At 55.0% G+C, this 19198-nt stretch carries 22 protein-coding genes; 15 read left to right on the forward strand and 7 right to left on the reverse strand.

The window, feature by feature from the left end; all coding sequences use genetic code 11:
- Positions 1–31: 31 nt before the first annotated feature.
- The 5 genes from ACT3RP_RS15650 (at position 32) to dtd (ending at position 3980) form a co-directional block, all read left to right on the forward strand.
- The gene (locus ACT3RP_RS15650) at positions 32–580 is read left to right on the forward strand and encodes a TRAP transporter small permease subunit (protein WP_096277031.1); all 549 of its coding nucleotides are present in this window, start codon (positions 32–34) and stop codon (positions 578–580) included.
- On the forward strand, positions 580–1995 hold the full coding sequence (locus ACT3RP_RS15655) for a TRAP transporter large permease (protein WP_096277033.1): 1416 nt from the start codon (positions 580–582) through the stop codon (positions 1993–1995). The genes ACT3RP_RS15650 and ACT3RP_RS15655 overlap by 1 nt, the downstream gene beginning before the upstream one ends.
- Before the next feature lie 9 nt (positions 1996–2004).
- Positions 2005–2826: a bifunctional hydroxymethylpyrimidine kinase/phosphomethylpyrimidine kinase gene (gene thiD / locus ACT3RP_RS15660; protein ID WP_444672333.1), complete on the forward strand. Its 822-nt coding sequence runs from the start codon at positions 2005–2007 to the stop codon at positions 2824–2826.
- Between the two features lie 87 nt (positions 2827–2913).
- A complete protein-coding gene (locus ACT3RP_RS15665; protein WP_444672334.1) occupies positions 2914–3495 on the forward strand; it encodes a chalcone isomerase family protein in 582 nt (193 codons plus the stop codon).
- A 47-nt stretch (positions 3496–3542) separates the two neighbouring features.
- Positions 3543–3980: a D-aminoacyl-tRNA deacylase gene (gene dtd / locus ACT3RP_RS15670; protein ID WP_444672344.1), complete on the forward strand. Its 438-nt coding sequence runs from the start codon at positions 3543–3545 to the stop codon at positions 3978–3980.
- Between the two features lie 16 nt (positions 3981–3996).
- On the opposite strand, the gene ACT3RP_RS15675 is transcribed toward dtd, so the two are convergent.
- Positions 3997–5973, reverse strand: coding sequence for an ATP-binding cassette domain-containing protein (locus tag ACT3RP_RS15675; protein WP_444672335.1), 1977 nt, complete (start codon positions 5971–5973; stop codon positions 3997–3999).
- Positions 5974–6004: 31 nt separating this feature from the next.
- On the opposite strand from ACT3RP_RS15675, the gene ACT3RP_RS15680 reads away from it, so the two are divergent.
- From ACT3RP_RS15680 to ACT3RP_RS15710, 7 genes are all read left to right on the forward strand, one after another.
- Positions 6005–6592: a TIGR02444 family protein gene (locus ACT3RP_RS15680; RefSeq protein ID WP_192536011.1), complete on the forward strand. Its 588-nt coding sequence runs from the start codon at positions 6005–6007 to the stop codon at positions 6590–6592.
- A gap of 208 nt (positions 6593–6800) precedes the next feature.
- A complete protein-coding gene (locus ACT3RP_RS15685; protein WP_192536010.1) occupies positions 6801–7847 on the forward strand; it encodes a TRAP transporter substrate-binding protein in 1047 nt (348 codons plus the stop codon).
- Between the two features lie 281 nt (positions 7848–8128).
- Positions 8129–8707: a TRAP transporter small permease gene (locus ACT3RP_RS15690; protein WP_192536009.1), complete on the forward strand. Its 579-nt coding sequence runs from the start codon at positions 8129–8131 to the stop codon at positions 8705–8707.
- A 30-nt stretch (positions 8708–8737) separates the two neighbouring features.
- Entirely contained in the window at positions 8738–10021 is a 1284-nt protein-coding gene (locus tag ACT3RP_RS15695) for a TRAP transporter large permease (protein WP_192536008.1), read from the forward strand.
- 21 nt (positions 10022–10042) lie between these two features.
- Positions 10043–10486, forward strand: coding sequence for a universal stress protein (locus ACT3RP_RS15700; RefSeq protein WP_192536007.1), 444 nt, complete (start codon positions 10043–10045; stop codon positions 10484–10486).
- Positions 10487–10617: 131 nt separating this feature from the next.
- On the forward strand, positions 10618–11298 hold the full coding sequence (locus tag ACT3RP_RS15705) for a BamJ family beta-barrel-assembly machinery protein (protein ID WP_192536006.1): 681 nt from the start codon (positions 10618–10620) through the stop codon (positions 11296–11298).
- 3 nt (positions 11299–11301) lie between these two features.
- Positions 11302–12396: a poly(3-hydroxybutyrate) depolymerase gene (locus ACT3RP_RS15710; protein WP_192536005.1), complete on the forward strand. Its 1095-nt coding sequence runs from the start codon at positions 11302–11304 to the stop codon at positions 12394–12396.
- A 67-nt stretch (positions 12397–12463) separates the two neighbouring features.
- Here the strand turns inward: ACT3RP_RS15710 and ACT3RP_RS15715 are convergent, their stop codons facing one another.
- Complete coding sequence (locus tag ACT3RP_RS15715; protein ID WP_225734384.1) at positions 12464–12682, reverse strand: hypothetical protein; 219 nt, start codon at positions 12680–12682, stop codon at positions 12464–12466.
- Between the two features lie 242 nt (positions 12683–12924).
- Between ACT3RP_RS15715 and ACT3RP_RS15720 the strand changes: the two genes are divergently transcribed.
- Both ACT3RP_RS15720 and ACT3RP_RS15725 read left to right on the forward strand, forming a co-directional pair.
- A complete protein-coding gene (locus tag ACT3RP_RS15720) occupies positions 12925–13839 on the forward strand; it encodes an AEC family transporter (RefSeq protein WP_444672336.1) in 915 nt (304 codons plus the stop codon).
- A gap of 342 nt (positions 13840–14181) precedes the next feature.
- Complete coding sequence (locus ACT3RP_RS15725; protein WP_192536003.1) at positions 14182–15219, forward strand: 2-hydroxyacid dehydrogenase; 1038 nt, start codon at positions 14182–14184, stop codon at positions 15217–15219.
- Positions 15220–15236: 17 nt separating this feature from the next.
- Here the strand turns inward: ACT3RP_RS15725 and trmB are convergent, their stop codons facing one another.
- Genes trmB through thiS form a run of 3 tightly spaced genes read right to left on the reverse strand, consistent with a single transcriptional unit; the run spans position 15237 to position 17058 of the window.
- Positions 15237–16016: a tRNA (guanosine(46)-N7)-methyltransferase TrmB gene (gene trmB, locus ACT3RP_RS15730; RefSeq protein WP_192536002.1), complete on the reverse strand. Its 780-nt coding sequence runs from the start codon at positions 16014–16016 to the stop codon at positions 15237–15239.
- A gap of 15 nt (positions 16017–16031) precedes the next feature.
- The gene (locus ACT3RP_RS15735; RefSeq protein WP_193063151.1) at positions 16032–16841 is read right to left on the reverse strand and encodes a thiazole synthase; all 810 of its coding nucleotides are present in this window, start codon (positions 16839–16841) and stop codon (positions 16032–16034) included.
- Positions 16842–16851: 10 nt separating this feature from the next.
- Positions 16852–17058 (reverse strand): sulfur carrier protein ThiS, encoded by a 207-nt coding sequence (gene thiS / locus ACT3RP_RS15740; protein WP_096282237.1) that lies wholly within the window; start codon positions 17056–17058, stop codon positions 16852–16854.
- 139 nt (positions 17059–17197) lie between these two features.
- On the opposite strand from thiS, the gene ACT3RP_RS15745 reads away from it, so the two are divergent.
- Positions 17198–17575 carry a DUF423 domain-containing protein gene (locus tag ACT3RP_RS15745; RefSeq protein WP_444672337.1) on the forward strand — a complete coding sequence of 126 codons (378 nt, stop codon included), beginning with the start codon at positions 17198–17200 and terminating at the stop codon, positions 17573–17575.
- Positions 17576–17593: 18 nt separating this feature from the next.
- Here the strand turns inward: ACT3RP_RS15745 and ACT3RP_RS15750 are convergent, their stop codons facing one another.
- Together ACT3RP_RS15750 and ACT3RP_RS15755 are read right to left on the reverse strand one after the other, a co-directional pair.
- On the reverse strand, positions 17594–18214 hold the full coding sequence (locus ACT3RP_RS15750; RefSeq protein WP_444672338.1) for a nucleotidyltransferase family protein: 621 nt from the start codon (positions 18212–18214) through the stop codon (positions 17594–17596).
- A complete protein-coding gene (locus tag ACT3RP_RS15755; RefSeq protein WP_096277074.1) occupies positions 18204–19184 on the reverse strand; it encodes an XdhC family protein in 981 nt (326 codons plus the stop codon). The genes ACT3RP_RS15750 and ACT3RP_RS15755 overlap by 11 nt, the downstream gene beginning before the upstream one ends.
- Positions 19185–19198 lie beyond the last annotated feature (14 nt).

The following is a 19198-nucleotide window of genomic DNA, read 5'->3' on the forward strand; positions in this document are numbered from 1 at the left end:
TCTGGGCCGTTTCTTTTCCAGGACATTTAACATGCTCGCCAATGCCCATGAGCCGCGCTTGCTGCGCTGGCTCGACTGCGTGACTGAGGGAGTGGGCCGGGCCATTGCCTGGCTGGTTGTGATAATGATGCTGGTGCAGTTCGCCATCGTCGTGCTGCGCTATATTTTCGGTATCAATAGCATCGTGATGCAAGAGTCGGTGATGTACATGCACGCCGCCGTGTTCATGCTCGGCGCCGGATGGACGCTACGTCACGATGGCCATGTGCGGGTCGATATCTTTTACCGCAAGATGTCTGAGCGTGGCCGCGCGTGGGTCGACCTGCTCGGCACGCTATTTCTGCTGATTCCCGTCATGTCATTTATCGCCATTTCAAGCTTCCACTATGTGATTACCAGCTGGGCCATTATGGAGCGGTCGGGGGACGGCGGCATTCCGGCCGTGTTCCTGCTTAAAACGCTGATTCTGGGAATGGTGGCACTGCTACTTTTACAGGCGGTAGCGCAACTGATACGTCAGGTGCTGATTATCCGCGGCAAGCTATCCAGTTCTGCCCCTGTGCATGAGGAGATGGTCTAGTGCTGGCGATTTTATTGGAAGGCATGCCGCTTTTACTGTTTGCCGCGGTATGCGGCGTCTTGATGCTGGGTTATCCGGTGGCTCTGTCGCTTGCGGGAACGGCGCTGGCCTTTGCCGGATTAGGCTGGTTGCTGCAATCGCTGGGCGTTCCGGTGCATTTCGAGGCACGCTGGATGGGCTCAATGCCTAGCCGGATCTACGGCATCATGACGAACAATACCCTGCTGGCGGTGCCTTTATTCGTGCTGATGGGTGTCCTGCTTGAGAAGTCACGGGTGGCGGAAACGCTGCTGGATGCGATGACCATGGCATTTGGCGCCCTGCGCGGCGGGCTGGGCATTGCGGTGGTATTGGTGGGCATGCTGCTGGCCGCGTCTACCGGTATTGTGGGAGCAACGGTGGTTACCATGGGCCTGCTCTCGCTACCCACCATGCTCAAACGCGGCTATTCACCGGCACTGGCGACCGGGACCATTTGTGCCACGGGCACTCTGGGTCAAATCATTCCGCCTTCCATCGCCTTGGTGCTGCTAGGTGATGTTCTCAACAATGCCTATCAGCAGGCACAGCTATCGATGGGCGCTTGGAGCCCCAAGACGCTTTCGGTGGGCGATCTGTTTGTCGGCGCGTTGGTACCGGGCCTGCTGCTGGTGCTAGCCTATATTATCTATCTGCTTACAGTGGCGTGGCTAAAGCCCAGTACGGCCCCGGCGGCGGATCGTGAAGGATTGATGCAGGAGTTGGGGCACACCGGCAGTATCTGGCCGCTGCTACTGAAAGGACTTTTACCGCCCGTGCTGCTAATCGTGGCCGTGCTGGGCTCGATCTTGGGCGGCTTTGCCACGCCCACGGAAGCCTCAGCAGTGGGTGCCTTCGGTGCGCTACTGCTGGCAGCGGCCAATCGGCGGTTAAGCTTTTCGATGCTGGGTGAGGTAGTGCGCTCCACCGCTCAGGTAACCAGCATGGTGTTTTTGATCCTGATTGGCGCGACACTGTTTTCGCTGGTATTTCGAGCGTTTGGTGGCGAAGAGCTGGTCAACCATATGTTTGATTCGATGCCCGGTGGGGTGGTGGGCGCTACCATTGTGGTCATGTTGGTCATCTTCCTGCTCGGGTTCATACTCGACTTTATCGAGATCACCTTTGTGGTGGTGCCCATTGTTGGTCCGGTGCTATTAGCGATGGGGGTTGACCCCATCTGGCTGGGCATCATGATTGCCGTCAACCTCCAGACCTCTTTTTTGACGCCGCCCTTTGGATTCGCATTGTTCTATTTACGCGGTGTGACACCGCAAAGTGTGCCGACATCGGCGATTTATCGCGGCGTCGTGCCGTTTATCATCATGCAGCTCGGCATGCTGTTAGCGCTGGCGCTATTCCCTGGACTGGCCACATGGCTGCCTTCGTTGATGTAAGGGGAAAGCATGCATCCTATTGCCAATGTACTGACGATTGCAGGCTCTGACCCTTCCGGGGGCGCAGGCCTGCAGGGAGACCTGAAAACCTTTTCAGCATTAGGGGTCTATGGCACCAACGTGATCACGGCGGTGATTGCCCAGAATACCTGCGGTGTGGCGTCAGTTTATCCGGTGTCGCCGCAGGTGATTCGTGAACAGCTAGAGCATTTGCTTCAAGACGTCACGCTAGACGCGGTCAAAATTGGCATGGTGGCTAGCCGCGAAGTCGCCGAAGTGATCGCTGACGTACTGCGCCAGAAACGTCCGCGCTGGATCGTACTGGACCCCGTCATGGTGGCCAAAAGTGGTGATATATTGGTGGATGACGCCGGTATTCGAGCCGTGCGGGATATTTTGGTGCCGCTAGCCGACGTCATCACTCCCAACCTGCCAGAAGCAGCCGTACTGCTCGATTCACCCTCGCCGACTAGCTTAGAGGAAATGGAGGCAATGTTGCCGGGGCTGATGCAGCTAGGCGCGCCGTATGTGGTGCTCAAAGGCGGCCACCTGCGCGGGGCGACGTGCCCTGACTTGCTGGCAACACCCAGCGGCCATGAGTGGCTGCCCGCGTCGCGTATTGATACTGATAACTTACACGGTACCGGCTGCGCGCTCTCTTCGGCGATCGCCGCCTGTTTAGCCAAGCAGTCGGCTTTAGCACCCGCTAATGCAGCCGTGATGGCGATTAGCGAGGCCAAGCAGTGGCTGCATGCCGCATTAGAAGCAAGTGCCCGTCTAAACGTGGGTAAAGGGCGTGGTCCAGTGCATCACTTTCATGCGTGGTGGTAACGCTAGCGCCGTTTGGCAAGATTTATTAGGCATTAGGTATTGCGCTGAGAGTTTGCGAGAAAACGCTGTTAACAGGAGGGTATCACCATGCGATTAAGGCTGAACCATCATCCCGCGCTGGGCGCATTACTGGCGATATGTATGATGTTGATAACGTCTGCTGTCTTTGCCAGCAGCGTTTCTGAGCGGGGTGAGCGTTTTGAACGCGTCGTTGACGAGAACGGGCAGCGCTATACGCTGATTGGCAGCGGCGTTTTTCGCTATATGGTCTGGAACGCCTACGCTGGAGCGTACTATCAGCTTGAAGGTGATACGCAACCTCAGCCGCTGGGTAACCAGCCGAGGCGGCTAGAGCTGGCTTATTTCCATGCCATTAAAGCGTCAGATTTTGCCGAAGCCACGGAAGAAACACTGCGGGACACGCTGACGCTTTATGAGTTCACTCAGATTGAAGCGCCCCTAGAGCAGCTTAATCAGCGCTATAGTGACGTAGTGCCCGGCGACCGCTATCTACTTAGCTGGGACGGCACGCAGCTACGTTTGGCGCTCAATGGCGAGGTTCTGTTTGCAGAGGATAACGCTGAGTTAGCCAGCGCCATGTTTAGTATCTGGCTAGGCGAGCGCCCTTTGGGTGAAGATTTTCGCGATGCGCTGTTAGGAAGAGGCTAGCGAGCAGTGGCGGCAGTCGCTGTCGTTAGCAGCCAAGGAGAAGCATGATGAAAGCGCTGATTCAGCGGGTGACGCGCGCCAGCGTAGCGGTGCAAGGTCAAACTGTGGGGGCAATCGAGCATGGGTTGCTAGCGCTGGTGGGCGTAGAAAAGGGCGACGACCAGGCGTCCGCTAGCAAGCTGTTGCATAAGCTGCTGCATTACCGCGTGTTCAGCGATGCTGACGGTAAAATGAATCAAAACCTTCAGCAGGTGAACGGCGGGCTGCTGCTTGTTTCTCAGTTCACCTTGGCAGCGGATACTCGTAAAGGGCTGCGCCCCAGCTTTTCCAGCGCCGCGCCGCCGGACGAAGGCGCGCGGTTATTTGACTTCCTTGTCGCCCAGGCCAACGCTGCTTGGCCTAACGTGGCCACCGGTGAGTTTGGTGCCGATATGCAGGTAGCGCTGGTCAACGATGGCCCGGTCACGTTTTTACTGGAAAGCTAGTGAGATCTGGCGAGGCCTAGCTAACCGCTTCTTCGCTGGCCAGCAGCTCGGCTTCCATTGTCTCTAGCGCTTCTTCGGCGCTGAGCCACTGCCGCTCTGCCTCATCCAGCCGTGCTTTAATCTCAGCCTGTTGGCTAAGCGTCTTGGTCAACTCCGCTTTACGTGCGCTGTCTGTGTAGAGTTCAGGGTCAGCCAACACGTGTTCTACCTCTTCCAGTTCTTGCTGGGCCTTTTCCATGGCCTTTTCGGCTTGGTCGCGCTGCTTTTTCAACGGGCGTAATTTTTCGCGCAGTTCGGCGGCCGCTTTACGGGATGCTTTGCGCGCTTCACGGCTGTCGCCGCTAGGCTGCTGGCTTTGACGTTCGGCCTTTTCACCGCGTGAATCGCGGCGGCTGTCTTCCAGGCGTGCTTTAAGCCAAACCCGATAGTCCTCTAGATCGCCGTCAAACGGTTCGACGCGATTATCGGCTACTCGCCAGAACTCATCCACGGTCGCCCGCAGCAGGTGACGGTCGTGAGACACCAGAATAACCGTGCCTTCAAAGCTTGCTAGCGCCTGGGTTAATGCTTCGCGCATCTCCAAATCCAGGTGGTTGGTCGGCTCATCGAGCAAGAGCAGGTTAGGCTTCTGCCAAGCGACTAAAGAAAGCGCAAGGCGTGCCTTCTCGCCGCCGGAAAAGTTACCAACGACGCCAAACGCATCGTCGCCCTTAAAGCCAAATCCGCCCAGGAAATTGCGAATATCCTGATCACTGGCGGTGGGCGAGAGGCGCTGCACATGCACAAAGGGCGTCGATGAAACGTCCAGGCTTTCAAGCTGATGCTGAGCAAAGTAGCCAATCGCTAAATGCTCGCCGGGCACGCGCTTGCCATTAAGTAGCTCAAGCTCGCCAGTCAGTGATTTAATCAGCGTCGATTTGCCAGCGCCGTTAGGACCTAGCAGGCCAATGCGACTGCCGGGCAGCAGGGTAACGTTGACCTTGTCCAGCTGGATGTTATCGTCACTTCCGTCGTCCGTTTTACCGCGATAGCCTAGCTGAGCCTGATCCAGCACCAGCAGCGGACGTGACGTTTTATCGGCAGCGGGCAGCGTGAAGTGGAACGGGGAGTCCACGTGGGCAACGGCGATATCTTCCATGCGCTCAAGCATTTTGACCCGGCTTTGTGCCTGCTTCGCCTTGGTCGCTTGTGCTTTAAAGCGGGCGATAAAGCGCTCGATCTCTTCCCGACGCGCCTGCTGTTTGACGGCTTCGGCTTGCTGAAGGGCAAGCTTTTCGGCGCGGGTGCGCTCAAACTGGGAGTAGTTGCCGCGGTAAAGCTCCAGCGTTTGGTGGTGCATATGCACGATGTGGTCGCACACCGCATCTAAAAAGTCGCGGTCGTGAGAAATCAGCAGCAGCGTGCCGGGATAGCGGGTCAGCCACTGCTCCAGCCACAGTAAAGCATCCAGGTCTAAATGGTTGGTGGGCTCGTCCAGCAGTAGCAAGTCAGAAGGCATGAAAAGGGTGCGGGCGAGATTGACGCGCATTCGCCACCCGCCGGAAAACGCCGACAGCGGGCGGGTCAGGTCAGCTTGTAAGAACCCAAGCCCGACCAGCAGCTGTGCCGCGCGGGACGCAGCACGGTAGCCGTCCAGCGTTTCAATTAAGCCATGCAGTTCGGCTTCGCGATGGGCGTCGTCGGCTTCACGAGCGGCAAGTAAGTCGGCCTCGGCCTGTCGTAATGCCAGGTCGCCGTCGAGCACATACTCGATAATAGGCCGGTCAAGCGCGTCAACTTCCTGGGCCATATGCGCAATACGCTGGCCTCCGCTCATCTCGACATCACCCTGGTCGGGCGCAAGCTCGCCCAGCAAGAGTTTGAACAGGCTCGATTTACCGGCGCCGTTTGCCCCGATAATGCCGGCCTTTACCCCGTTATTAAGAGTAACGTCCGCGTTGTCGAGTAGCGTTTGCGTGCCGCGTTGCAGGGCGACTTGGCGCAGTGCGATCATGCCTTCTCCCGAAAAAAATGTGGGTCATACGATGCCAGATTCTATTGCGCTTGATTCTACCCGATTGCAGCGCTTGCAGCAGATACCGTTATGGGATTTTGCGCTCGCGTTTTACGCCAAGCCAGGCGTTGAAGCGGCGTGCTTAACGTTACAGGACGAGGCGGGATTAGATGTTTGCGAAGTGTTGTTTCATTGCTGGCTATATTCATGCGGCTTAGAAGCCGTGTCGACAGCCGTGTCTGCCGTGCGCAAGGAGCGTCTTCACTGGCAGGCTCGAGTAACGGATGTTTTGCGCGCACTGCGCCGCGACTTAACGTCGTCGGCTGCCTCGAACGAAGCTGTGGCAGCGCTGCGCAAGACCATTAAACAGGCGGAACTGATGGCCGAACGTGAGAACCTTCAACGTTGGCAAATATGGGCTTTGGAAGTAAAAATCGATGAAAAATGCGTCACTAACATCGTTGAAAAGCCTTCTAACGTAGCTGAATGGCTTGAAAAAAAGCTGAATCATGGTGAAAAAGCCTTCCAGTTTACTGGTTCTTCAAACACGCCTTCGGCGTCGCTTCAGGCGCTGCAAACGCTCGTTCGTCAACTTGACCCTCATCAAGGAGCGCGCTAGCCTGAATTTAAGCTAGTTTTGAATCACCTAGCGTTATTTGCCCGCTAGCACGCAGTTAACGACGCATTTTTGCCTATTAGCGAACAATAATGCCGCGTTGAGAAACGCGACGATGGGTTGGTTTTAAACGTTAGATGCTAAGCAGTTCGCTTTAAAAATAATGTTGCGCATTTGTATCGCGCGCTTACCACTGCAAGGGGAACATCGCATGAAGGCAAGCAAAACCGTTTCTACTCGTTCTGTCACCACGAAGTTAATCACTACTGCCAGCGTTGGCGCACTGCTGTTAGGCATGGCGTCGGTGGCACAAGCAGACAACTGGCGTTACGCTCACGAAGAGTACGAAGGCGACGTTCAAGATGTCTTTGCCTATGCCTTTAAAGAATATATTGAAGAAAATTCTGACAACACGGTGCAGGTGTATCGTTTTGGTGAGCTGGGCGAGTCTGATGACATTATGGAACAGACGCAGAACGGCATCCTGCAGTTTGTGAACCAGTCGCCTGGTTTCACGGGGGCGCTGATCCCTGAAGCGCAAATTTTCTTTATTCCTTACCTGCTGCCGACCGACGAAGAAACTGTGCTGACGTTCTTTGACGAAAGCAAAGCCATCAACGAAATGTTTCCGGAGCTTTATGCCGAGCAAGGCCTAGAGCTGCTGAAAATGTATCCAGAAGGCGAAATGGTCATTACTACCAATGAGCCGATTAGCTCACCGGAGGATATGGATAATAAGAAAATCCGTACCATGACCAACCCGCTGCTGTCGGAAACTTACGATGCCTTCGGCGCAACGCCTACGCCGCTGCCGTGGGGTGAAGTGTACGGTGGTCTGCAGACCGGTATTCTTGATGGTCAAGAAAACCCGATTTTTTGGATCGAATCAGGCGGTCTGTATGAAGTATCGCCACACCTGACGTTCACTGGTCACGGCTGGTTTACCACCGCGATGATGGCCAACCAGGATTTCTATGCAGGCCTGTCTGAAGAAGACCAAGCGCTGGTGCAAGAAGCTTCACAAGCCGCATATGATCAGACGATTGAGCACATCAAAGGCTTAGCCGATGAAGCGCTAGAAAAAATTCAGGCGGCGTCTGATGAAGTAACGGTGACGCGTCTGAACGAAGAGCAGATTCAGGCCTTCCGTGAGCGTGCTCCGCAGGTTGAAGAAGCCTTCCTTGAAATGACCGGTGAAGGTGGTCAAGCGCTGCTTGATCAGTTTAAAGCAGACCTTGAGACCGTTACCAACGAGTAATCATCCCTTATAAGCCATACGGGCAAAATGGGTGATGTACCCAAGGGGCAGCGAAGGCTGCCCCTTTTTTGTTGCGCCGACGTGGAGTTGGATATTCACTTTAGGGCTTGTAAGCGCTACGGGTGGGTTACGTACATCTAGCGTTGAAACATCTGCATCAGCATGCCGTTACGCTAGCGATAATCTCTTGCTCAATAGCGCGAGACGGGTCTGGAAAACGCTGTATTGATTGTACTGAGGGCATTGAGCTGCCGTTAGAGCCATTAGAGAGGAGTCAGGCCATGACCGATGAAGAGATGGAAAATAGCTACCACTCCGGTTTGCCGGGGATATTGGGAGTGATCGACACTGCAATTAGCAAAATTGAAGCCGTTATTCTTGCGGTAGGCGTTTTGCTAATGGCACTGAATACGGTCACCAATGTCATTGCGCGCTTTGTCTTTAGTAACAGTATTATGTTCTCCGGTGAGCTAAACCGGATTTTGATCATCATGATTACCTTTGCAGGCATCGGCTATGCCGCCCGCCATGGTCGTCATATCCGCATGTCGGCTATCTACGATGCGTTGCCGGTCGGTGGGCGCAAAGTATTGATGATCTTTATCGCCCTGTTTACATCCCTAGTGATGTTCTTTTTGCTTTACTATTCAATCGTTTATATTCTTGATCTATACAGCAAAGGTCGCGTTCTGCCATCGCTGGGGCTGCCTGTATGGATTATTTACCTGTGGGTGCCAATGGGGTTTTTGATTACCGGTATTCAGTATTTGCTGACGGCGGTTAAAAACGTCACCTCTGACGATGTGTATCTCTCGACGGGCGTCGTGGATGGTTACAAAGATACCGAAACTGAAGTCTGATGCAGGGCATTGCACTCTAGGGGAACAGATATGACGACGATAATGGTCACCGCTATGATTGCCCTGCTGCTGCTGGGCTTTCCTATGATGATTCCGCTAATTACCGCCGCGGTAATTGGTTTTTATATGATGTTTAACGGCTTTGGACAGATGGATACGCTGATCCAACAGATGATGGCAGGCATACGCCCCGCCTCATTAATTGCCGTGCCGATGTTTATCCTAGCCGCGGACATTATGACCCGCGGGCAGTCGGCTAACCGTTTGATCGAAATGGTCATGTCGTTTATCGGCCATATCAAAGGTGGCCTAGCCGTCAGTACCGCTGCCTCATGTACGCTGTTTGGCGCTGTTTCTGGCTCAACGCAGGCAACGGTGGTGGCCGTTGGCTCACCGCTGCGGCCCAAGATGCTTAAGGCAGGCTATTCCGATTCATTTACGTTAGCGCTAATCATTAACGCCAGTGACATCGCCTTTTTGATTCCCCCCAGCATTGGCATGATCATCTATGGGGTAATCTCAGGTACATCCATTGGTGAACTGTTCATTGCGGGGATTGGGCCAGGGTTAATGATTCTGGTGATGTTTTCCGCCTATAGCATTGTGTATGCCATCGTTAAAGACGTGCCTACCGAGCCAAAGGCGAGCTGGAAAGAGCGCGCATTGGCGGTAAAACAAGCGCTTTGGCCGCTAGGCTTTCCGGTCATTATCGTAGGCGGTATTTACGGGGGTGTGTTTAGTCCAACCGAAGCCGCTGCTGCCTGCGTGTTGTACGCCATCTTGCTAGAGTTTGTGGTGTTTCGTTCGCTGAAGATGCACGACATTTATGCTATCGCCAAATCGACGGGCCTGATTACGGCCGTGGTGTTTATCTTGGTCGCTGTCGGTAATGGCTTTTCGTGGATTATCTCTTTCGCGCAAATTCCGCAGATGATCTTGGAAACGGTGGGTGTCAATGACGCTGGGCCAACGGGCGTTTTGATTGCCATTTGTATCTCGTTCTTTGTGGCGTGTATGTTTGTCGACCCGATTGTGGTCATTTTGGTGTTAACGCCGATTTTTGCGCCGGCCATTGCTGCAACGGGCTTAGATCCGGTGTTGGTGGGTATATTAATTACCCTGCAGGTGGCGATAGGGTCGGCAACACCGCCCTTTGGGTGCGATATATTTACCGCCATTGCGATTTTTAAACGCCCTTATTGGGATGTCATTAAAGGCACGCCGCCGTTCATCTTCATGCTGATCTTGGCCGCCGCGCTGCTGATCATGTTCCCGCAGATTGCGCTGTTTCTGCGTGATGTTGCCTTTCGGTAAGCGGCCACGAGGAGTACACGAATGTTTAATCGCATTTTAGTCCCGGTGGATGGCTCAAAAGGCGCTATCAAGGCGTTGGAAAAAGCGGTGGGGCTGCATTTGCTGACCGGTGCTGAGCTTTATTTACTGTGCGTTTTTAAGCACCACAGCCTGTTGGAAGCCTCACTTTCTATGGTGCGGCCCAGCCAGCTGGATCTTCCCGACGATGCGTTAAAAGAGTACGCCACGGAAATTGCCGTCCATGCGAAATCCCATGCTGTTGAGCTTGGCGCTGATGCTTCCCGCGTGCGGGCTTTTGTAAAGGGCGGTCGCCCTTCGCGGATCATCGTGCGTTTTGCCCATAAGCGTGAATGTGACCTTATTGTCATTGGTGCACAGGGCACCAATGGCGAAAAAAATCCGTTACTTGGCAGCGTCTCCCAGCGTGTAGCGGGCGCGGCGGATTGTCCAACGCTGGTGGTTTAATCGCTAAACCTCTTTAGTATTTTGTGGTCTTATTAAACACCCACCGCTCGGCAGATGCATTTGACGAGCGGTGGGTGTTAGTCTTTGGGTGACACTGATAGGCGTTCGGCGCCGCTTTAAAAGGATCTTTCATGAAACTACTGCTTTCTACAACGGCTCTTACGGGGCTGCTTTTGGTCGCCCCTTTTGCAGCAGCAGCGCCAGAAACCGACGAACAGCGTTTGGCTTATAGCCTGGGTGTTACCCTGGGTGAAAGCATGCAGGCGGATATTGAAGACCTTGATTTGGATGCCTTTAACGACGGCATGCGCGATGTTTTTGAAGATGCTGAGCTCGCGCTGACGGAAGAAGAGATGACCGAAGCGTTAATGGCTTTCCAAGAGCAGTCGATGCAGGCACGTGAAGCTGAAGCCGAAGAAATGGCGCAGATGAATCTTGATGAAGGCGAAGCCTTTCTAGCCGAGAACGCTGAGCGTGAAGAAGTCACGGTGACAGATTCTGGCCTTCAGTATGAAGTGCTTGAATCTGGTGACGGCGCGACCCCAGGTGCTGAAGACACTGTTGAAGTGAACTACGAAGGTATGCTGTTGGATGGCACGGTCTTTGATAGCTCATTTGAACGTGGCGAGGCGGTAAGCTTTCAGACCAATCAAGTGATTGAAGGTTGGCAGGAAGCGCTGCAGCTGATGAGCGTGGGCGATAGCTGGATGCTGTATATCCCGGCTGAGCTTGCCTACGGCGAAAACGGCCAGGGCCCGATTGGACCCAATGAGATGCTTACCTTCCGCGTTGAACTGCTAGGCGTCGAATAAGCGATGCTGCCAGCCTCGGCTTTAGCGGTGCATCCTCTTGCTTTCACGCTGCTTTGCGTAAGCATGTGTGTGCCGCTGATTGCTCAAGCCGAGGCCGCCAGCGAGCACAATGCGCTGCCTGCGTTGGGCGCCGCTTCTGATGACGCAAGCGTAGTGGGCCTATCGTCGGGCGGCTACATGGCTACCCAGCTGGCAGTGGCATGGCCCGAGCGTTTTAGCGGCTTGGGTGTACTGGCGGCAGGCCCTTGGAGCTGTGCCCAAGGCTCGCTCAGACTGGCGTTGAATCAGTGCCTAACGACTCGCAACGGCGCGCCGTCATTGGACGACTTACAAACCCGCCATCAGCGTTACCTAGCACGTGATCTTGTGGGTAAAACAGATGCCCTTAGTCAGCTCCGGGCTTATCTGTGGCACGGTGAAGATGATGAAGTGGTTGAGCCTGAACTCGGTGATTTATTAGCCGAGCAATGGCAGGGCTGGCTTGCTTCGCCCGACCAGCTGCGCGTTGTGCGTAGCGAAAATATTGGGCATGGTTGGCCGGTGCGTTTGCCCAGTAACGCCGCTTCTGATCCGCATGAGTGGGGCGACTGCCATCAAGGCGGCGGTAGCTATGTATTATCCTGCGATGAAGACATTGCTGGCGAAATGCTGGATTGGCTCTATCCCGAGCGCGACGTCTCAGATGACGCTAGCTCCAGTGGAGAAGAGAGCGGGGCGCTAATCGCCTTTGATCAAGCGGAATTTGCGGCAAAAGGGTTGGCTGACACGGGCTACGTGTTTATACCGCAAGACTGCGAGGCGGGCGGCTGCCCGGTAACGCTGGCAATTCACGGCTGCCAAATGAATGAAGCAGCGATTGGTGATACGTTCATCCGCTATTCTGGGTTAAATGACTGGGCTGCAGCGCATCAACAAATCGTGCTTTATCCTCAGGCAGAAAGCAGCATGACCAATCCCCAGGGTTGCTGGGACTGGTGGGGATTTGCTGAAAGCACCTGGCAGGTAAGCCCTCAATACGATACCCGCGAAGGGGTTCAAATTAGCGCATTGATGGCAATGCTCGATCGCCTTCAGACAGCGCCAGAGCCAATCGATTAATCCTCTAGCTCAGTTTCTAATGCGGCAACACCTACTTCAAGCCATAGCGGTTTACTGGCCATTTTCATTAACTCCGAATGACATCAAAATCAAACCAGCTGCCGACATTGCCGTCGGCCGTTTTTAGTATGACTCGCGCTCGCCAAGGCATAACTGCCTGAGTGCAGATGCCTACCTGGCCTTGGCCTTGAAAGTGGCCCGGCGAACGGGCGGTAAGGCCAAAACGATGTAAGCCTACATCCATGTCCCGGCCAATAAAATCAACGTCCATCTGCGTGGCTTTCACACCCTCTACTGCTACTTCCAGTGGTAATATCGCTAATGCATCAATGCGCAGGCGGCCAGCGCTAAGCCGGTGATCAGTATCAGTACCCTTAATACGGGGAAGGCTGCAGGGGATGCAGCTTTGGACATCATCTTCATGGCAGAATAATCGCTACGCAAGGCGTCAGGCGGAAATGATTGCCATGGTAACAGTAATCAAGTCGATATCGTTGTGCTTGAGTGTCGCAGGTATAAGGAACGCAAATGGAGAGTATCACCGGCGCTTTAGGCCCATTGTTTTTATTGATTTTACTGGGTGCAGTACTAGGTAACTGGCGGTGGCCAAGCGATACTTTTTGGCCGCAGATGGAACGGCTGATTTACTTTGTACTGTTCCCAGCGATGCTGGTGGGCACCTTGGCCACCGCCGATGTGACCCAGGTGCCGGTCGGCCGTTTAGCGCTAGTGTTACTGGGCGCGATGGCTTTTTTTGGGCTGCTGCTATGGCGCTTGCGTGGCTGGTTACGGCTCGCACCCGCTGCGTTTACCTCTGTGTTCCAAGGCGCCGTACGGTTTAATACCTATGTTGGCGTTGCCGGTGCCGCCGCGCTACACGGCAGCTTAGGAGCGACCACCGCTGCGGTCGCTGTTGCTCTGATGGTGCCGGTGGTCAACGTCATGTGTGTCGCAAGCTTTGTCGGCGCAGGAACCTTGGGCAGTGCAAGCCTGGGTAAAAGCGTTATGGCGCTGGTTAAAAACCCGTTGATTTTGGCTTGTCTCGTGGGTATTGGTCTGAATGTCTCGGACATCGGTTTACCCGGCTGGAGTCATGCGACAGTTGGCTTGCTAGGCCGCGCGGCTTTGCCGCTTGGGCTGGTAGCCGTAGGCGTTGCACTACGCCCAGCGGCGCTGCTACGTATTGACCGTGGCGTGCTGGCCATTAACAGCGTTAAGCTGTTATTAATGCCGGCATTCGTGCTGATATTAACCTGGATATTACAGCTAGACCCTGTCAGCCGGGACGTGGCGCTACTGTTTGCAGCGCTGCCGACCGCCACGTCCGCGTATATTCTAGCGCGTCAGCTGGGAGGCGATGCCGAGCTGATGGCGGCCATCATCACGGGGCAAACATTATTAGCAATGCTCACACTGCCGCTATGGCTGAAGCTGGTAAGCTAATTAAGAAACTAAATAAAAAATATTCGTATTTGTATTGACGGCTTGAATGAGAATGATTACAGTGTGTTTGTGGCGTTTGATGAGACGCCACGACCAAGACAGATACTTCGCAAAGATCAGCGTCAGTTGACTGTCATGGTTTCTCCCTCTCATTGCTAGTCACGGTCTTTTGCCACTCCTTTGGAGTGGCTTTCTTTTTTCTACCTCTCGCTAATAACCTCTCCTTGCTAATGCTCTGCGCAAATTAGCGTTACTCGTTTTGTGCTCGTCGCCTATGCTGTCGTTATCACCGCTTATTTCTTAATGCATTTGTGAATAGATTTTTTGTGGGAGCACTGGGTCATGCGCATTGCCGTTTTTAGTTCTAAACCCTATGACCGGATATTTCTGACCCGCGCCAATACGGCTGGCAAGCATACATTGAGCTTTTTCGATACGCGCCTCACGGCTGACACGGCGTTTATGGCTAAGGGTTTTGACGGAGTATGCGCCTTCGTCAACGATTGCCTTGATGCCGCGGTATTAGAAATGCTCTATAAAAGCGGTTCAAGGCTGGTAGCGTTGCGCTCAGCTGGTTTTAATCATGTGGATCTAGCGGCAGCGGCTAGATTAGGCATGACGATTGTACGCGTTCCCGCCTATTCGCCGCATGCGGTCGCTGAGCATGCTGTGGCGCTTCTGCTCAGCCTGAATCGAATGACCTATCGCGCCTATAACCGCGTGCGTGAGGGAAATTTTTCTCTGGATGGCCTGCTGGGTTTTGATCTCAATGGCAAAACGGTCGGCGTTGTTGGCACGGGACAAATCGGGCTGATTTTTGCCGATATCATGCATGGCTTTGGCTGCCAGATGTTGGCTTATGACCCTTTTCCCAACTCGGATGCAAAACCATTTATAAAGTACGTGCCGCTACCAACACTGTTCTCTAAAGCCGATATTATTTCCCTGCACTGCCCTCTAACGCCTGACACTCATCATTTGATTAATAGCGATGCCATCGCGCAAATGAAAGCTGGGGTCATGATTCTAAACACGGGTCGCGGTCGCGTGGTTGATACCCAGGCCGTCATCGCCGGCCTGAAAAGCGGCAAAATCGGCCGCCTTGGCTTGGATGTCTATGAAGAGGAGGAGCAGCTATTCTTTGAAGACTTATCCGAACAAGTGATTAGCGATGATCAGTTTATGCGTCTGACAACCTTTCACAATGTGCTGATCACCGGCCATCAGGCCTTCTTCACCACAGAGGCCTTAACGAATATTGCTGAGACCACCCTAGCCAATATCGACGCCTTTGAAAGTGGTGAAGGGGCGATGCATCAGGTGTTGAACGCTAAATGCGCCCCCCAAGATGCTGACGGCGCGCGCACTGCGTTTGAATAGGCAGCACTAAAAATAGCTTAATCTTGACGCTGGTAAATCAAATCCCATACGCCGTGGCCGAGCTTTTCGCCGCGTGCTTCAAACTTGGTCAGCGGGCGAAACGTGGGGCGGGGTACATAGGGGGCCGTTTCCTGGGTGGCCGTGTTGGCATAGCCGGGGGCTATTTCCATCACCTCGGCCATCCACTCGGCGTAGGCTTCCCAGTCAGTTGCTAAGTGAAAGGTGCCGCCGGGCATCAGGCGCGTACGAATTAGCTCGACGAACGCTGGTTGCACGATGCGTCGCTTATGATGTTTTTTCTTCGGCCATGGGTCGGGGAAGAACAGCTGCAGCGTGGTCAGCGAACCTTCGGGAAGGCACTGCTCAAGCACTGCTAGAGCGTCTTCCCGATAAACGCGCAGGTTACTAAGGCCGCGCTTGTCGACTTCATCAAGTAGTTTGCCAACGCCGGGGGCATGGACTTCAATGCCAATAAAGTCAGTCTCTGGGTGAGTCTGGGCCTGTTCGATAAGCGAGTTACCCATGCCAAAGCCGATTTCCACTACGCGTGGCGCCTGGCGTCCAAAGAGTGCGTCTAGGTCTTGACGGCCTTGCGCGATGGTCAAGCCAAAGCGCGGCCATACATCGTCTAATCCGCGGTTCTGTGCCGGGGTCATTCGGCCCGCGCGAATCACATAGCTTTTAATGCCGCGGCGGTGCAACGGAGCATCTTGGCTTTCTGGGCCGGTGTTGTTCTCAAGGGAGCTGTCTTGAGAATCGCTATTTTCAGGGCTGTTTTCAGAGCTAGATTCAGTCATGGGGTCTCGAATCAATTAACCGTTAATACGGCCTGCGAAAGGTGAGGAAGGGTCGGCGGATTGCCGACGTGGCATGCGGCCGGCTAAAAATGCATCGCGTCCGGCCTCAACGGCCAGCTTCATGGCGTTGGCCATGCGTAGCGGCTCGCGGGCGTGAGCAATGGCCGTATTCAGCAACACGCCGTCGCAGCCTAGCTCCATGGCCATGGCCGCGTCTGACGCAGTGCCAATACCTGCATCCACCAGCACCGGCACGCTGCTGCGCTCAACAATGAGGCGTACGTTGTGCGGGTTCTGAATGCCGTGGCCAGAGCCAATCAGCGAGCCCAGCGGCATGATGGCGCAGCAACCCATCGCTTCTAATTCGAGAGCCACAATAGGGTCGTCGCTGGTGTACACCATCACATCAAAACCGTCGGCAAGCAGTGTTTCGGCTGCTTTTAGCGTTTCTACCACGTTGGGATAAAGCGTGGTTTCGTCACCGAGTACTTCCAGCTTGACCAGGTTATGGCCATCAAGCAGCTCGCGGGCTAAGCGGCAGGTGCGCACCGCGTCTTTAGCGGTATAGCAGCCAGCGGTGTTAGGTAGCAGGGTGTAGCGCTGGGGCGAGATAACGTCCAACAGATTGGGCGCACCGGCATCCTGGCCTAAGTTAGTACGGCGGACGGCAAACGTGACGATTTCAGCGCCGCTCTGGGCAATGGCGGCGCCGGTTTCTGTAAAATTTTTGTACTTGCCGGTGCCAACCAGCAGGCGCGAGTGAAAATCGCGCCCGGCAATGGTTAGCGGGGCATCGGCTAGCGGTGCAGAGGTAGGTTGCGTCATAGTATTTCCTTTAGCCGCCGCCAATGGCATGCACGACTTCCACGTGGTCACCATCGGCCAGGCAGGTATTGGCGTGCTGGCTGCGGGGGACAATCTCTTCGTTAATTTCAACGGCGATACGACGACCGCTAAGGCCTAGCTGTTCCACTAGGTCGGCGGCGGTAAGGCCAGCCGCCAGCGTATGTGGCTCACCGTTTAGCTCTATTTGTATGGGCATAGCTTGTGTAGACATGAATAGGAGTGTCTCATTCGTCGTGGCAATGCGTTGCCTATTGTAGCGGTTTCGAGCCGTTCAAGGTACGCCATGAGTGCAATCAGCGCGTAGGGCGCAATCAAACGGGAGGCAATAGAGCAACGTGCAGCGAACAGATAAAGTGTGGTGGTGTGTCGTGGCGCTCTCGGGCGTATTAATGGTGATGCTGGGTGCCTATGCAGCGCATGGCATGCAGGCACGGACGACCCAAGCAATGGTCAGCGCTGTTGAAACCGGCGTACGTTATCAAGCATGGCACACGCTTGCCATGATGATAGTGCTGGTATGGAAGCGGGTACAGCCGCTAAGTGGCCAGCGCTGGATATTAGCCTGCTGGGCGCTGGGTGTTGCTGGCTTTTCGGGGTCACTCTACTTAATGGCGCTGGCGGGGCTTAGCGTCGGCATCGTCACGCCGATAGGTGGCCTGTTGCTGATGTTAGGCTGGGTAATGCTGGCAATTACGGTCGTGAAAGCCTCGTAAACCGCCCGTAGCGCTTTTTTATGGGGCTTGTTCTGTGCGCCTGCTATCGAGATTCGCTATGTCTTCTGGCGCGTCGATATCGATAAGCGTGCCGTCATCCTGCACGTCATATTCTCGATACTGGGATAAATGGCGACGAATAACCGGCTGAGCGCCACTAGTGCCACCTAGCATTTCAAGCGCTGGCCAGAATTCTCGTCCAAAAATCACCGGATGGCCTGGTCGTCCTTCATAGCAGGGCCGCAGGATGGTGTCGCGGGTGGCTAATCGCTGCAGCGTTAGCAGCGTCTTGCGTTCAATGCAGGGCATGTCGCCCAATAAAATCGCGACCGCCTGAACGTGATCCAGACGCGGGTCATGACTCAGCGCGGCTACCGCTTCGGCGAGGCTTGATCCCAGGCCCAAGTGCGCTGTTTGCAGCTGAATTAGCGCCATGGTGTCGGCCAGGCCGAGTAAGCTTGGCGTGTCGTCTTCACGAATCGCCACGCGTAGCAGCGTAAAGGAATACTCAGCATGGGCGACGGACGTTGCCAGCAGCGACTGCCCGCTGGCTAGCATCGCGCTGCGCTTGTCGTGCTGGCCAAAGCGCCGGGAGTAGCCGGCGGCCATCACTAAGGCGACAACGTGGCTAGAGCTCATTAATGGCGCGCCCATGCTGCACTCGCACAATGTCTGCCATGACGGCGAGAGCGATTTCCGCCGGGGTCTTGCTGCCTAACGCTAAGCCAATCGGCATATGCAGTCGGTTGACTTCTTTTTCGCTTAGCCCGCCGGAGCGCAGCAGCCGCCCGGCGCGGGCAGCTGATGTGCGTCTTGAGCCCATTACACCAATATAAAAAGCCGGCGTGCGCACCGCTTCTATCATGGCCAAATCATCAATGCGCGGGTCGTGGGTGAGCGCTACAACTGCGGTGGCGCTATGGCAAGCACCGGCAGCGATATAAACGGAAGGCAGTAACGCTTTAACCGCTACGCCGGGTACTGAAAAGTCCTCGCAGGCTGCCTCATCGGGGTCACAGACAATGACTTCAAACCCCAGGGTGACAGCGAAGGCAGCGCACGGGGCTGAAATCGGTGAAATGCCGGCAATAATGAGCCTTCTGGCGGGGGCGAGGCGCATCTGAACAATGCCTGATTCAGCATCGTGTATTACCCGCGGGCCTAGGCCGGGCTCATCGGTAAAGTAACGCTCCCCGCTGGATAAATGCACGTTACGTAGCACGCGGCGGTGGCCTTGCAGGGCGGCCAGCAAGGTCGTTAGGTGTTCAAGTGTCTCGGGTTCGGCGGGTAGACGTTCGATCAACACGTCTAGAATGCCCCCGCAGGGCAGCGCGAGGTGAGCGCCTTGCGCGTCGTTAGGGTCGCCATAGCGCATGACGGTGATCGGCTGATCAAACTCACCCGCGCCCAGGCGCTGTATAAAGTCCTCTTCTACGCAGCCCCCTGATAGTGAGCCGATAAACTGTCCCGTTTGGCTGACCACCATCCATGACCCGGGGGCGCGTGGCGATGAGCCAAACGTTGCCAGTACGGTGCACAGCCAAAGCGTTTCACTTTTCTGTGCCCACGCGATGGCTTGCTCGATCACCTGTCGATCTAAATGCTGCATTTCAAACGCATCCC

It is taken from the genome of Halomonas sp. AOP5-B2-8 (assembly GCF_052376475.1).
GTDB lineage: Bacteria > Pseudomonadota > Gammaproteobacteria > Pseudomonadales > Halomonadaceae > Vreelandella > Vreelandella casei.